The following is a 13792-nucleotide window of genomic DNA, read 5'->3' on the forward strand; positions in this document are numbered from 1 at the left end:
ACGTTCCCCACGTCTACCTGACAGAACAGTCACGCGCGCACGCCTTGCCTTTCCCCCGGAGGCGGACATGGAATTCACACTGCTCGTCATCGGCGTCACCCTCGTGGCGGCTGTATGGACCACCGCGGTGGGGCTGCGGAGCGAGCATCGCAGGGTGCTCGCGGGCCCCCCGAGGGGTACGGGCGCGCCCCTGGGTCCCTACGAGCTGGCCTATCTGGCCGGTGGGCCGCTCAGGGCGGTCAACACCGCGCTCGGCGTGCTGGCCAGGGCGGGTTCGATCCGGGTCGCCAGGGGCGGCCGGATCAGCCTCGTGATGGGCGCCCTGCCTCCCGCGGAACCTGTCGAGAAGGCCGTTCTCGACGCCCTCAGGGAGCGGGGCGGCTCCTGCCCGGCGGCGGAGCTGCGCCGTACGGTGGGGACCGGGGTCGCCGTGGACGGCCTGCGTTACCGCCTGCTGGGGATGGGACTGCTGGTGCCCGAGGGCGCCTTCGCCGAGGCGCGCAGACTCCACCGCAGGCTGCTGGTCCTCACCGTGATCGCGGCGCTCTTCGAGTTCGGCTCGCTGCTGTCCGTCCTGTCGTGGGGGCACCTGGGCGTGCTGTCCACGCTGGCCGGGGCGGTGGCCTCGGTGAGCGGGCTCGTCGTCTACTCCCGGATGCGGCGAGCCTTGCGGGGGGCGCTCAGCCGGGCCGGGCACGAAACGCTCGCCGCCGCCCGCGGGGTCCACGTGCGCGGCGCCCGTCCCGCGACCTCCGACCTGGCCTTCGCGGTCGCCTTCCCCGTGGCCCTGTACGGCCTGGGCGAGCTGGGCGACCCGCTGCTGACCGAGGAGCTGAAGAGGAACGCCCACACCGCCGGCGGCGGGTCGAGCTGCGCCGCGGGCGCCTGCGGCGGAGGTTCGTCCTCCTCCGACGGCTCCTCCTTCGGCGGCGGTGGTGACTTCGGGTCGGGAGACTGGGGCGCAGGAGGGGACTCTGGCGGTGGTGGGGACTCGGGCGGGTCGAGCTGCGGCGGCGGCTCCGGCTGTGGTTCCGGCTGCGGAGGAGGATGCGGCGGTGGCTGAGCACGGGGCGGCCGGGCGGCTGGGGGTCGGCCTGGGCTGGCGGCCCGAGATCGACCTGACCGTCGAGCGCATGCCCGGTGTCGACTTCGTCGAGGTGATCGCGGAGAACATCCGGCCCGGCGCGCTCCCCGAGTCGCTGCGGGTGCTGCTGGCCCGAGGCGTTCCGGTGATCCCGCACGGGGTCGGCCTCGGGATCGGCGGCGCGGAGCCGCCCGACCCGGACAGGCTGGCCCACCTGGACGCCTGCGCGCGGGCTCTGGGCTCACCCCTGGTCAGCGAGCACCTGGCCTTCGTGCGGGCGGGCGGCATGGAGGCGGGCCACCTGCTGCCCGTGCCGCGCACCAGGGCCGCCCTGTCGGTCGTGGTGGAGAACGTACGGCGGGCCCAGGACGCGCTGGCCGTACCGCTGGCGCTGGAGAACGTGGCGGCGCTGTTCGGCTGGCCCGAGGACGAGATGACCGAGGCGCAGTTCCTCGGGGAGCTGGTCGAGGCGACCGGGGTCGGGCTGCTGGTCGACGTCGCCAACCTCTACACCAACCAGGTCAACCTGGGGCTCGGGGCGGTCTCCGCGCTGGACGGGCTGCCGCTTTCCGCCCTGGCCTACGTCCACGTCGCGGGCGGGCACTCCCACCACGGGCTCTGGCACGACACGCACACCTCCCGGGTGCCGCAGGAGGTGCTGGAGATCCTCACCGAGCTGTGCGCCAGGACCGAGCCGCCGGGTGTGCTGCTCGAATGGGACGGCGACTACCCCAGTGACGCCGTGTTCGAGGAGGAGCTCGGCCGTATCCGCGGTGCGATGGCCCGTGTCTGAGCCTTCCCGTGAGCGGGCGCGGCAGGAGCTGGGCAGGGCGCAGACGGAGCTGGTCGCGGCCCTGGTCGCGGGGGGCGAGGTCCCCGAGGGGTTCGACGCGGTGCGGCTGCGGGTCCAGGAGGGGGCGCTGATCTCCAAACGGCGCGGTACGGTCGCCAGGGTCAGGCCCGACCTGGTCGTCCTGCTCGGCGACGGCTTCGCGGCCCACTTCGACGGTTACGCGCGCGGACGCCCCAAGCCGGAGGGCGGCTCCCGGGCCGACGCGCGTGACTTCGCGGCCTGGCTCGGCGAGCGGGGGCTGCTCCCGGAGTCCCCCGGTGCCGCCGCGCCGGTCGGCCGCTCCGGCGGGCTGGGACGGCTGCTCGGCCGGGTCCTGGGGAGAGGGAGCGGCTGAGCCGGGACGGGGGTGTCCCATGGCGGCCCGCTCGGCCCCGGGGACGTTTTGGCAGCCTGTGCCAGGGATACCCTCTCTGAGGTGGGGGGATTGCGTTGCCTTGATGGGTCGTACCTGACCGTTACGCCGGTGGCGTGCCGCGACAGCATCGGCTCGCCGTACGAGGTCACGCTCGAACTCCACCGGGACGGCGCGCTGTACGGGACGGTCGGCGAGAGGTGCGGGTGGTTCCTCGTCAGCCTCGCCACGGGCGTCGCGGAGGCCCGCGCCGGTCAGCAGGACCAGTGGCCGGATCCGGACGACCGTTTCCCCGAGGACGACGAGCTGTTCACCTTCCGGTACCGGACGAGGAGGGGGATCGTCAGCGGGGGTGAGCTGCGCTGCCAGCTGCGCACCATCCCGATCTGGATTCCCGGGGGCCGGGACCACCCCGGAGAGTGGCGCCTGGCCAGGCGGGCTTTCCTCGAAGCCTGGGGCCAGGGCGGCGTCGGGATGCGCGCGGTGCTCACCTCAGCGGAACTCGGGGCCTTCGTGGACGGACTCGTCGCCGAGGCCGAGGAATGTCTGGGAGCACAGAAGTCCGGCAACTCCCCCAGAACCCCGATAGAGGGGGCGCGGAGGTCTCTGGGGCGGCGATAATTGCCTGGCGGCGCCCTTCGACGGCGGGCGTTGAGGGGAGGGCTTCAATGGGCGTGCGTGATCTCGTCTACCGGCTCTACGAGAGGCGGCTGGAAGGGAAGCTGTCCCGTCAGAGCGAGATGGTCCCCCGGCATGTCGGCGTGATCGTCGACGGGAACAGGCGCTGGGCGCGTTCGATGGGCCTTGAGGACGTCAGCCGAGGTCATCGCAAGGGCGCGGACAAGATCTCCGAGCTGCTCGGCTGGTGCCGGGAGGCCGGGGTCGAGGTGGTCACCGTGTGGCTGCTGTCCAGTGACAACCTCAACCGGTCCCAGGACGAGTTGGACCTCCTGGTGAAGATCATCGAGGACGTGGTCCAGGAACTCGTGGATGACGGCTGGCATGTCAAGCCCATGGGAGCGCTTGACCTGCTGCCCGATCACACGGCCCGTGTCCTGAAAAACGCTAAAGAGGCAACATCACACCGTCCGGGTTTGATTGTGAACGTTGCCGTTGGGTATGGGGGAAGGCGTGAGATCGCTGATGCGGTGCGCTCCCTTCTCCAGGAGCACGCCAGCAAGGGCGCGAGCATCGAGGACATCGTGGAGGTCCTCGATGTCGAGCACATCGCGGAGCATCTCTACACGCGCGGCCAGCCCGACCCTGACCTGGTCATCAGGACCTCGGGAGAGCAACGGCTGTCCGGCTTCCTGCTGTGGCAGAGCGCCCACTCGGAGTTCTACTTCTGCGAGGCCTACTGGCCTGACTTCCGCAGAATCGACTTCCTGCGGGCCCTGCGCTCGTACGCCGCGCGGCACCGACGGTACGGCTCCTGAAACAGGACGTGAACTCCGTCTTTCAGCAGGACTTGCCCTGTTGGAAGACGGGCATTCAGGACGTACCGTAACAAGTAGACGGGCGCAGCTCGTCTACTCCGGAGAGGGCCCACCTTTGCGTCACGACCTGCCAAGGAGGGCCGGTCACCGGTGCCTCCTCGTCATGCCGCGAGCGTGGGTCCGGGTCCGGTCCGCATCCCAGCTCATGGCAGGGCGCCCCCCATGGCGCCCGGGGGAGAACGCGTGGCAAACCCTTCGTCGTCCTCACCGACGTCGCCGGTCACCAACCGGCGTACGTACGTCCTGGACACCTCGGTCCTCCTGGCGGATCCAGCGGCGATAAGCCGTTTCGCGGAGCACGAGGTGGTCCTCCCGATCGTCGTCATCACCGAGTTGGAGGGCAAGCGCCATCATCCAGAACTCGGATACTTCGCGCGCAAGGCGCTGAGGTCCCTCGACGACCTGAGGGTGACACACGGACGGCTGGACGAGCCGATGCCCATCGGAGAGGGCACCATCCGGGTGGAGCTCAACCACAGCGACCCATCCATCCTTCCCGTCGGCTTCCGGCTCGGCGACAACGACACCCGCATCCTGACCGTGGCGCGCACGCTCGCCGCGGAGGGGCACGACGTGGTTCTGGTCTCCAAGGACCTGCCGATGCGGATCAAGGCCGCCTCGATCGGTCTCGCCGCCGAGGAGTACCGGGCGGAACTGGTCGCCGTCGAGTCGGGCTGGACGGGCATGGCCGAGCTCCAGGTGACCACCGAGGACGTCGAGACGCTCTTCGAGCACGGTACGGCCGACCTGGCCGAGGCACGTGACCTGCCCACCCACACCGGCCTGCGGCTGCTGTCCAGCCGTGGTTCCGCCCTCGGCCGGGTGCAGCCGGACAAGTCGGTCCGTCTGGTGCGCGGCGACCGGGAGGTCTTCGGCCTGCACGGCCGTTCCGCCGAGCAGCGCATCGCGCTCGACCTGCTGATGGACCCCGAGGTCGGCATCGTCTCGCTGGGCGGCAGGGCGGGGACCGGCAAGTCGGCCCTGGCCCTGTGCGCGGGCCTCGAAGCCGTGCTCGAACGGCGCCAGCACCGCAAGGTCATCGTCTTCCGCCCCCTGTACGCCGTCGGCGGCCAGGAGCTGGGCTACCTGCCCGGTTCGGAGAACGAGAAGATGGGCCCGTGGGCCCAGGCCGTCTACGACACCCTGGGCGCGGTGACGAGCCCCGAGGTGATCGAGGAGGTCATCGACAGGGGCATGCTGGAGGTCCTCCCGCTGACCCACATCCGCGGGCGTTCGCTCCACGACGCCTTCGTCATCGTGGACGAGGCGCAGTCACTGGAGCGGGGCGTCCTGCTCACCGTGCTGAGCAGGATCGGCGCCAACTCCAGGGTCGTGCTCACCCACGACGTCGCCCAGCGCGACAACCTGCGGGTCGGCAGGCACGACGGCGTGGTCGCGGTGGTCGAGAAGCTCAAGGGACACCCGCTGTTCGCCCACGTCACGCTGACCCGTTCCGAGCGCTCGCCGATCGCCGCGCTGGTCACCGAGATGCTGGAGGACGTCACGATGTGATCGGGCCGCAGGGCCCGTGACGATCACGGGGGGAGTCGCACCCCTTTGGCCGCGAGATCGCGGTACTCGAAGCAGGTGTGCTCCCCCCAGGTCTTCGGCGCTCCGGGGAACAGCCTGGTGACCTCGACGCTCCAGATGCTCTCCTGCTTGTTCTGCCGGATCGTGCAGGTGATCTGGGCGAGAGCCTCCCTGGACATCTCCCCGGCGCCCGTGACGATCACGGTCAGCCGGTAGCCCAGGTTGCCCGACGGGTCGTTGCGCGGCGACTCGTCGCGGTACCTCGTGGTCTCGGTGTCGTGGTGGCTGAAGGAACCGAGCGCGCTGGTCAGCTTCAGCTCCGGCTTCGGCGGCTGCTTGCCCGCCCTGAACAGGGCGTCGATGATGTTCTTCGCCGAGTTCGAGCCGACCGGGACGTTGGCGGGCTCCAGACGGCCGTTGTGGAGCAGGTAGACCGTCACCCACGTGGGGCTGTAGCTGATCACCGGGGGGCGTCCCAGGTCCTGCACCTCGGTCGGCGCGATCCCGCACGCGCTCAGCGTCAGGACGGCCGTCAGCAGGCAGGTGAGCCGCCGCGCGCGCCGCATCGCCGTTCTCCTCGTTCTCCTGGTGTCTCGGTTCATGCGGGGGGCAGCCAGACCGTGAAGAGCGTGCCCGGGTCCTGCGGGCGTACCGAGATCGTGCCGCCGTGCAGGTGCGCGTTGGCCCGCGCGATGGACAGGCCGAGACCGCTGCCGTCGCCCCTGGCCCCGGCCTTGTAGAAGCGGTTGAACACGTGCGGCAGGTCGGAGGCGGGGATGCCCTTGCCGTGGTCGCGCACCTTCACCTCAAGCCCGTTCGGCGTGCTCCGCGCGGTCACCACGACGGGGGGCTCGCCGTGGCGCAGGGCGTTGCCGACCAGGTTGGCCACGATCACGTCGAAGCGCCGGGGGTCGAGGGAGAAGGTCAGGCCCTGCGGCACGTTCGTCCGCACCTTGTCCAGCCAGCCCCGCACCTCAAGGCAGTCGCTGACCGCGTCGGCGACGTTCACGCTGTCCAGGTGGAGCGTCGCCGTCCCCGAGTCGAACCGGCTGGCCTCGATGAGCTGCTCGACCAGGGTCCGCAGCCGCGCGATCTCCCTGAGCACCAGCCGTACGGCCGCCGCGGGCTCGCTGGGCAGCCGGTCCGCCTCCTCGGAGAGCATGTCGGTCACCGCGGTCATCGCGGTCAGCGGGGTCCGCAGTTCGTGGGACACGTCCGCGACGAAACGGCGGGACATGGCCTCAAGCGCGCGCAGCTCGGAGACGCTGCGCTCAAGGGCGGCCGCGGTGTCGTTGAACGTCGCGGTCAGCTCGGCCAGCTCGTCCTGGCCGTGCACCGGCAGCCGGGTGTCCAGGTGGCCGGCGCCGAGGGCGCGCGCGGCGGAGCCGAGCCTCCTGACGGGCAGCAGCACCCGCCTGGCCGACAGCAGGGCGACCGCGAGCGCGATGCCCAGCATGATGACCCCCGCCGCCGCCAGGGGCTGGCGCAGGTCGTTCAGGAGCTGCTCCTCCTCGGACAGCGGGACGAAGGCGAAGATGCTCATCCCGGTCGGCTGGGCGGTGTGGATCGGCTCGATCCGCCACACCGGGGTGCCGACGATCAGCCACATGCGGCCGTTGATCCGCTGCCGTTTGATCGCGATCTTGCGGTCGGCCCCGAGGACGAGGTCAGTCGGGACGTCGTTCATGCTGAAGTCGCCGTCCGGGTAGAGGTACTCGTCCCGCGGCACGCGGGGGTCCTCGTAGCGGACGACGACGGCGCCGTTGGGGGTCCGCAGCCTCTTCTGCAGTTCGTCGATCTCCGTGTCGGTCGGCGGCGTCTCACCGGGCCAGAGGCCGCCGATGGGCACCCTTATCCCTTCGAGGGTGTTGCGCACGTCGCCGACCGCGACCTGTTCTGCGCGTTCGATCACCCGGGTCTTGACCAGCTCGTAGCCGATCCCCGCGACGAGGGAGGAGGCCGCGATGGCGATCAGGGTGAAGGTGATGACCAGGCGCCCGCGCAGGCCGGTGTAGATCCGTCTCACGGCGGACTGAAGCGGTAGCCGAAACCACGCACCGTGTGGATGAACTCGGGCTCGGCGGGCACCGCCTCGATCTTGGCGCGGACCCGCTGGACGCAGGCGTCGACCAGCCGGGAGTCCGCGACGTGGGTGTGGTCCCACACGGCCCGCAACAGGTATCTGCGGTTGAGGACCTGGCCGGGGTGACGGACCAGTTCGAGCAGCAGGCGCAGTTCGGTCGGGGTCAGGTGGACCTCCCGGCCGGCGAGCGAGACCTTCAGCGCCCCCCGGTCGACGACCAGGTCGCCGAAGGTGATGCGGTCGGAGGCCAGGGACTCGACCCGGCGCAGGACCGCGCGGATCCGGGCGTCGAGAACCCTCGGCTCGACCGGTTTGATCACGTAGTCGTCAGCTCCGGCCTCAAGTCCGACCACCACGTCCAGGTCGTCGCCTCGCGCGGTGAGCAGGATCACCGGGAGCTGGTCCAGCTTCCTGATCCTGCGGCACACCTCGACTCCGTCGATCCCGGGAAGCATGACGTCGAGCACGGCGATCTCGGGGCGGCGCGACCGGATGTGGTCGAGTGCCTCCTCGCCGGTGCCGTACGAGGTCACGGTGTGGCCCTGACGGCTCAGTGCCAGCTCAAGTCCCGTCCGGACCGAGGGGTCGTCTTCTACAAGGAGGATGCCAGCCACGCGGTCATTATTGTTGCAATGCCCGATAGCACCTGCCACGTCACGAAACTGTGACGAGGGTTGGGCGAGATCATGACGCTGTTCTGTGAGGCTTGACCGAGGCCACTTCCCTCGGAACAGGGGCCCGTGGGACAGGTCTCCTGAGAAAAGTGTGATTAACATCACATTTGCCGGTCAGTGTCAAGGAAAGACCATGTAGTCACGCACCTAGGTCACACAAATCCCATTGGACGTTCCGTGAACAGCCGTCAACTCCATCGTTCGGGTTGCGAAGCACCCCCCAGAGCACGGCAAGCTCATAGGTCGTGAGTTCAGGATCACCGCACTTGAAGGAGCCCCGGGCTCCGCGTTCCCGTCGTACGGCCCGCTCCGACGGGACCGTCAAGCCGCGGGGATGGCTGACTCCCAAGCGCGCCGTCATCATCGGCACGTCGATCGTCGTGGTGGTCGGCGGCGGGGGCTTCACCGTCCACACCGCCATCCAGAACGCCTCGGCCACCTCCTCGGCGTCGGCGCTCTCGGTGGACGAACTGGCCAGGGTGTTCGGCGGCGGCGACCCGTTCGCGCCCGACCCCAAGACCGACGTCATGAAGGCGCAGGCGGCCCAGGCCGCCAAGGAGGACAAACTCAAGGCGGCGCGCGGCGACCGCGACCCGCTGGACCCGATCGTCATCCCGAAGAAGGCGCCGGGCGGCAACGGCTTCGACCCCAAGGCCTTCCCGCCGGGAAGCGCGAACCCCACCGGCAACAAGGCCCTCGGCAAGAGCATGCTTGAGGCCATGGGCTGGGGCGACCAGTGGGGCTGCCTGGAGAAGCTCTGGATGAAGGAGAGCGGCTGGAACGAGCGGGCGATGAACCGCTACAGCGGCGCCTACGGCATCCCGCAGTCCCTGCCCGGCAGCAAGATGGCCAGCGCGGGCAGCGACTGGCAGGTCAACCCGGCCACCCAGATCCAGTGGGGCCTCACCTACATCAAGGGGCGTTACGGCACCCCTTGTGGTGCTTGGGGCCATTCCCAGGCCACGGGGTGGTACTGAGACTCCAAGAGTCGGCAAGTCTGACCATCTCGAAGACGCGGGCGTCGCACGCTTGGGCGCATGGATGTAAAAGTCAGCGTCGTAGTGCCGGTGTACAACCCCGGTGATACCGCCGACGCGTGTATCCGGTCCGTGCTCGAACAGTCGATGTCCTCGGAGGAGTACGAGGTCATCTTCGCCGACGACGGATCGGACGACGGAATCCAGCTCCGCCTCGACGCCATCGCCGCGGTCCGCTCGAACGTCCGGGTCCTGCACCTCGGGCGGACCGGCTCGCCGATGAGCGGGCGCAACGTCGCCATGGCGGTCGCCAGGGGCGAGTACGTCTACCTGCTCGACCAGACGGACCGCCTCGACCGCCTCGCCCTTGAGCGCATGTACGACCGGGCGGTCGAGACCGGAGCGGACATCCTCATCGGGCGGCTGGCGGACGGCCAGGCGCCGCCGTCCAAGATCTTCGAACGCAACCGGGAGAACGCCGACCTGCTCGGGGACCGGCTGCTCACCCTGCCGACGCCGCACAAGCTGTACCGCAGGGAGTTCCTCGACGAGGAGGTGCTCACCTTCCCCGACCCCGGGGGGACGCTGGCCGAGCAGACGTTCGTGACCAGGGCCTACCTGCGGGCCAGGACGATCACCGTCCTGGCCGACCGGGTCTGCTGCCTCCTCGGGGAACGTCCGGCGCGTCAGGAGGACGACCCCTACGTCCACGCCACCGAACTACGCGAACTGCTCGACGTCGTCGACTACGAGGTCCCCCAGGGGCGGCGGCGCGACCGGATGTACGCCCACTGGTTCCGCACGGCCGTGCTGCGCCGTCTCGCGGGGGCCGGGTTCGTCACCTCGTCCAAGGACAGGGCGGCGACCTTCACGACCCTGCGCGAACTGGTCGTGCAGCGTTTCCCCCCACGCCTGGACCGCTACCTGCCCGTCCACATGCGTGTGCGCGCGGCGCTGCTGCGCGCGGGCAGGCTCGACCAGCTCGTCGAACTCGCCCAGGCCATGCGCGGCACCCGCCTGCGGGCCGACCTCAGGGGCCTGTCCTGGCAGGACGGCGCCTTCACCATGAACCTCGCCGTGGAGATCGTCCGCGCGGGCGGGGAACCGGTGCGGTTCGTCCGGTACGGCGACGACGGCCTGGCCTGGGAGCCGCCCGTCCCCCTCGACGGCCTCAGCCTGCGGCCCGAGCTGGCCGACGTCACCCACGCCGCCTCCCGGGCCAGGTTCGAGGTCTACGTCAGGCACGAGGAGAGCGGGCTCATCTACTTCCTGCCCGTCACCTGCTCGGTGATCCAGAGCAGGCACCACAACGGGGTCAGGCTCCAGGTCACCGGATCGGCCAGGCTCGACGCCTCCTCCGCGGCCCTCGGGGAGGCGCTGCCCCCCGGCCTGTGGGAGGTCCACGTCCGCATGTACGGCGGCCCCCACCAGGTCCGCGCCCGGGTGACCGGCTCCCCGCCGAACCGCACCGGGACACTGGCCGACCACTCCGAGCGCCTGGTCATCCCCTGGTGGTCGGACCGGGGAGAACTCGGCGTGTGCGTCGAGCCCCGCTCGTTCGCCGAGTCGATCGCGCTGGTCTCCCCGGGGGCGACCGTCACCTCGCGGCGCGACCACGTGTTCGTCGTGGTGCCCGTGCCGTACGTGCCGCCGAGCGGGGGGCCCGCGGCGGAGCTGGTGCTGCGCAGGGCCAGCAGGGGGGAGCACGAGATCTGCGCGCCCGCGCTGGTCGAGCCGGGCGTGCCGGGGCAGCTCGCCGGGCGGCTCGTCGCCAAGGTGCCGGTACGGCGGGTCTACCGTGAGGGGTTCCTCGCCCCCGGCGACTGGCGGCCGTTCCTGCGGATCGGGGACCGGGAGGTCGGACTGCGCTTCAAGGTCGGGATGAGCCTCGGTGGCCGGGTCGAGGTCCGCGCGGCCTCCGCCGCGAGGAGACCGGCCCCGCGCTACCCGCTGTTCAAACGGGTGGCGTTGCGCATCCCAGGGGTTCGCAGGGTCGTCAGGGTGACGAGGGCCGCCCAGCGGCGTTACGTGCCCGGCTGACCCGGCGGGGCCGAGCCCGGCCGGCCGCTGAGCCGGTGCAGCCGCAGGGCGAGCTGGACCTCCAGGGCCCGTTCCGGGGCCTGCCAGCCCGGCCCCAGGAGCTGCGCCACCCGGTCAAGGCGCTGGGTGACCGTGTTGACGTGGATGTGCAGGGCCTCGGCCGTACGGGACAGAGAGCAGCCGGTGCCGAAGTAGGCGGTGAGCGTGCGCACCAGCGCCGTCCCCCGCCGGGCGTCGTAGTCGAGCACCGGGCCCACGGTCGCGGTGAGGAACGCCTCGATGTCACGGCCTCCGCCGACGAGCAGCCCGACGAAGCCGAGCTCGGCGACGCCCGCGCCCTCTCCCTCGCGGCCCAGGGCCACCAGGGCGTCCGCGCAGCGCCTTGCCTCCTGGTGGGCCCCGGCCACCTCTCCGGGGCCGCGTACGGGGCCACAGGCGCCCGCCGTCGCCGGACGGCCGAGGGCGGCGCCGAGTTCGGCCGCGACCCGCCTGGCGAGCGCGCCGGGGTCCTCGCCGGGCAGCAGCAGCACGACCTCGTCCCCGCCCTGGGCCGCCAGGCCGCGGTTGAGCGCGGCGTGCGAGGAGGCCCAGAACGCGGCCCGCTCCCGCTCGTCGCCGTAGCGGGCCACGACGACCACGTGGGCGGCCCCGAGATCGACGCCGACCCGCCTGGCCCGCTCGGTCAGGCCGTCCATGCCGGGACGGGAGATCAGGTCTTCGAGCAGCTCGCCCCTGACCCGGCCCTCGGCCTCGGCGACCGTACGGCGGAACAGCGTCAGCAGCGCGGTGACCAGCGCCGCCCGTTCCAGGATGCGCTGGTCGGTGTCGGCGACCGGTTCCGCGGCCCGCAGCACGAGCGTGCACAACGGTTCCGCGCCCACGTCGACCGAGGCGACCAGCAGGTTGCCCCTCCTGACCGTACGGCCGAGCGCGCGGGACGTCCTGGCCGCCTCGGCGATCACCGCCGTGACGCCCGCGCCCAGTTCGCCCGGGTCGCCGGCGATCGGCCGTCCCACGTCGTCGAGCACGACCAGCGAGCCGCCGAGCACCTCGGTCACCACGGCGGCCACGTCCTCGACGCCGCCGCCGCGCAGCACCAGCCCGGCCATCCGGTCGTGGGCGTGCGCCGCCCGCTCGACGGCCCCGCTGTGGGCGCTGGCCAGGCGGCTGGTCTCGCTCAGCTCCTCAAGGGCGTTCCTGGTCTCCTGCAGCAGCCTGGCGTTGTCGATCGCCACCGCCGCGTGCGCGGCCAGCGAACCCAGGAGCACCACCTCGTCCTGGCTGAAGGGCCGCACGCCGCGGTTGGCCGCGAACAGCACGCCGATGACCCGGCCGCCGAGTTTGAGCGGGACGCCCAGGATGGCGACCAGCCCCTCCTCGACCACGGCGTCGTCGATGTCCGTGTTGTGGCGGAAACGGGGGTCGGCGAAGTAGTCGGCCGTCGAGTACGGCGTCGCCGTCTGGGCCACCAGCCCGCCGAGCCCCGCCCCCATGGGCAGCCGCAACGCCCTGAACTTGGCCGAGACCGAGCCGTCGGTCACCCGCATCCAGGTGTCTCCCCGGTCGGGGTCGTGCAGCGTCATGTAGGCGGCGTCGGTGCCGAGCAGCTGCCTGGCCCGGCGCACGATGGCCTCAAGGACGGCGTCGAGGTCGCGCAGCCCGGCCAGGTCGCCCGCGGTGTCGAACAGCGCCGACAGCTCGGCCTCACGCCGGGCCCTGCGCCGCAGCAGCTCCCGCACCCGCAGCGCGACGATCTTGGCCTCCTCCAGGTCGGCCAGCGTCGCGGCGTCCGCGCCCGCGCTCCTGGCGGCCAGGACCGGGCCCTCGAACTCCACGGCGGACGCCTCCCTGGCCAGTAGTTCGAGGAAGACCCGCGCGCTCATGACGTCATTGTCGCGCCCGCCCCGGCGGTGGTTCTCAGCGGGCCGTCCAGCCTCCGTCGAGAGGCAGGGAGGCCCCGGTGACGAACGAGCCGTGCGGGCCGCACAGGTAGGCGACCAGCTCGGCCACCTCCTCCGGTTCGATCAGCCGCTTGATCACCGCCGGGCCGAGCATGATCCGTTCCACGACCTCGTCCCTGCCGATGCCGTGGTTCCTCGCCTGGTCGTCGATCTGCTCCTCGACCAGGGGCGTGCGGACGTAGGCGGGGTTCACGCAGTTGGAGGTGACGCCGTGTTCGGCGCCTTCGAGCGCGACGACCTTCGACAGCCCTTCGAGGGCGTGCTTGGCCGTGACATAGGCCGACTTGTACGGCGAGGCACGCAGGCCGTGGACCGAGGAGACGTTGACGACCCGCCCCCAGCCCCGCCGGTACATCCCCGGAAGCACCGCCCTGACCAGCAGGAACGGCGCCTCGACCATGACCTTCAGCATCGTGGAGAACACCTCGGGCGGGAACTCCTCGATCGGCGCCACGTGCTGGAACCCGGCGTTGTTCACCAGGACGTCCACGTCGGCGGGGACCAGGTCGACGAAACCGGGCGAGGCCAGGTCGGCGACGACCGGCGTCCCGGCGACCTCCCTGGCCACCTCGGCGGCGGCCCCCGCGTCCCTGTCCAGCACGACCACGTGCGCCCCGGCGGCGGCCAGCCGGTGCGCGCACGCCCGTCCGATCCCGCTGCCCGCTCCGGTCACCAGGGCCAGCCGCCCCGCCAGATCAGTCATGACGTCGAATGTAGTGTCCGGTCCCGCCGATCCGGTGGA

General features: G+C 71.3%; 13 protein-coding genes. 8 read left to right on the plus strand and 5 right to left on the minus strand.

The genetic code is table 11. The features are described from left to right. The first annotated feature begins 67 nt into the window (after positions 1-67). The 6 genes from ACIBVQ_RS14705 to ACIBVQ_RS14730 all read left to right on the plus strand — a co-directional run bounded on the left by ACIBVQ_RS14705 (position 68) and on the right by ACIBVQ_RS14730 (position 5297). Complete coding sequence (locus tag ACIBVQ_RS14705) at positions 68-1063, plus strand: TIGR04222 domain-containing membrane protein (RefSeq protein ID WP_362914130.1); 996 nt, start codon at positions 68-70, stop codon at positions 1061-1063. Further along, positions 1056-1877: a DUF692 domain-containing protein gene (locus ACIBVQ_RS14710; protein WP_362776641.1), complete on the plus strand. Its 822-nt coding sequence runs from the start codon at positions 1056-1058 to the stop codon at positions 1875-1877. Before ACIBVQ_RS14705 ends, ACIBVQ_RS14710 begins: the two co-directional genes overlap by 8 nt. Beyond that, the gene (locus tag ACIBVQ_RS14715; protein ID WP_399177868.1) at positions 1870-2271 is read left to right on the plus strand and encodes a hypothetical protein; all 402 of its coding nucleotides are present in this window, start codon (positions 1870-1872) and stop codon (positions 2269-2271) included. Before ACIBVQ_RS14710 ends, ACIBVQ_RS14715 begins: the two co-directional genes overlap by 8 nt. 129 nt (positions 2272-2400) lie before the next feature. Next, the gene (locus tag ACIBVQ_RS14720) at positions 2401-2910 is read left to right on the plus strand and encodes a hypothetical protein (protein WP_352013802.1); all 510 of its coding nucleotides are present in this window, start codon (positions 2401-2403) and stop codon (positions 2908-2910) included. A 47-nt stretch (positions 2911-2957) separates the two neighbouring features. Beyond that, positions 2958-3725 (plus strand): isoprenyl transferase, encoded by a 768-nt coding sequence (locus ACIBVQ_RS14725; RefSeq protein WP_352013801.1) that lies wholly within the window; start codon positions 2958-2960, stop codon positions 3723-3725. A gap of 222 nt (positions 3726-3947) precedes the next feature. Continuing rightward, positions 3948-5297 carry a PhoH family protein gene (locus ACIBVQ_RS14730; protein WP_352013800.1) on the plus strand — a complete coding sequence of 450 codons (1350 nt, stop codon included), beginning with the start codon at positions 3948-3950 and terminating at the stop codon, positions 5295-5297. A gap of 23 nt (positions 5298-5320) precedes the next feature. Here ACIBVQ_RS14730 and ACIBVQ_RS14735 read toward each other — a convergent pair whose 3' ends face one another. Genes ACIBVQ_RS14735 through ACIBVQ_RS14745 form a run of 3 tightly spaced genes read right to left on the minus strand, consistent with a single transcriptional unit; the run spans position 5321 to position 8012 of the window. Then, positions 5321-5881 carry a hypothetical protein gene (locus tag ACIBVQ_RS14735; protein WP_352013799.1) on the minus strand — a complete coding sequence of 187 codons (561 nt, stop codon included), beginning with the start codon at positions 5879-5881 and terminating at the stop codon, positions 5321-5323. Between the two features lie 32 nt (positions 5882-5913). Further along, on the minus strand, positions 5914-7341 hold the full coding sequence (locus ACIBVQ_RS14740; RefSeq protein ID WP_352013798.1) for an ATP-binding protein: 1428 nt from the start codon (positions 7339-7341) through the stop codon (positions 5914-5916). Continuing rightward, positions 7338-8012 (minus strand): response regulator transcription factor, encoded by a 675-nt coding sequence (locus tag ACIBVQ_RS14745; RefSeq protein WP_352013797.1) that lies wholly within the window; start codon positions 8010-8012, stop codon positions 7338-7340. The genes ACIBVQ_RS14740 and ACIBVQ_RS14745 overlap by 4 nt, the downstream gene beginning before the upstream one ends. Before the next feature lie 326 nt (positions 8013-8338). On the opposite strand from ACIBVQ_RS14745, the gene ACIBVQ_RS14750 reads away from it, so the two are divergent. Both ACIBVQ_RS14750 and ACIBVQ_RS14755 read left to right on the plus strand, forming a co-directional pair. Continuing rightward, positions 8339-9049, plus strand: a complete 711-nt coding sequence (locus tag ACIBVQ_RS14750; protein ID WP_352013796.1) for a lytic transglycosylase domain-containing protein — start codon at positions 8339-8341, stop codon at positions 9047-9049. A gap of 60 nt (positions 9050-9109) precedes the next feature. Then, positions 9110-11089, plus strand: coding sequence for a glycosyltransferase family 2 protein (locus ACIBVQ_RS14755; RefSeq protein ID WP_399177872.1), 1980 nt, complete (start codon positions 9110-9112; stop codon positions 11087-11089). On the opposite strand, the gene ACIBVQ_RS14760 is transcribed toward ACIBVQ_RS14755, so the two are convergent. Both ACIBVQ_RS14760 and ACIBVQ_RS14765 read right to left on the minus strand, forming a co-directional pair. Continuing rightward, entirely contained in the window at positions 11074-12972 is a 1899-nt protein-coding gene (locus ACIBVQ_RS14760; protein ID WP_399177874.1) for a helix-turn-helix domain-containing protein, read from the minus strand. The genes ACIBVQ_RS14755 and ACIBVQ_RS14760 overlap by 16 nt on opposite strands. Before the next feature lie 34 nt (positions 12973-13006). After that, positions 13007-13753 (minus strand): 3-hydroxybutyrate dehydrogenase, encoded by a 747-nt coding sequence (locus tag ACIBVQ_RS14765; protein ID WP_352013793.1) that lies wholly within the window; start codon positions 13751-13753, stop codon positions 13007-13009. Positions 13754-13792: the final 39 nt, after the last annotated feature.

Source organism: Streptosporangium sp. NPDC049376, from assembly GCF_044466505.1.
Taxonomy (GTDB): Bacteria; Actinomycetota; Actinomycetes; order Streptosporangiales; family Streptosporangiaceae; genus Streptosporangium.

Excerpts from the sequence above, each read along its gene's own strand:
- ACIBVQ_RS14705 (WP_362914130.1), top strand. The coding sequence starts at position 68 with ATGGAATTCACACTGCTCGTCATCGGCGTCACCCTCGTGGCGGCTGTA.
- ACIBVQ_RS14725 (WP_352013801.1), top strand. The coding sequence starts at position 2,958 with ATGGGCGTGCGTGATCTCGTCTACCGGCTCTACGAGAGGCGGCTGGAA.
- ACIBVQ_RS14730 (WP_352013800.1), top strand. The coding sequence starts at position 3,948 with ATGGCGCCCGGGGGAGAACGCGTGGCAAACCCTTCGTCGTCCTCACCG.
- ACIBVQ_RS14735 (WP_352013799.1), bottom strand. The coding sequence starts at position 5,881 with ATGCGGCGCGCGCGGCGGCTCACCTGCCTGCTGACGGCCGTCCTGACG.
- ACIBVQ_RS14755 (WP_399177872.1), top strand. The coding sequence starts at position 9,110 with ATGGATGTAAAAGTCAGCGTCGTAGTGCCGGTGTACAACCCCGGTGAT.
- ACIBVQ_RS14760 (WP_399177874.1), bottom strand. The coding sequence starts at position 12,972 with ATGAGCGCGCGGGTCTTCCTCGAACTACTGGCCAGGGAGGCGTCCGCC.
- ACIBVQ_RS14765 (WP_352013793.1), bottom strand. The coding sequence starts at position 13,753 with ATGACTGATCTGGCGGGGCGGCTGGCCCTGGTGACCGGAGCGGGCAGC.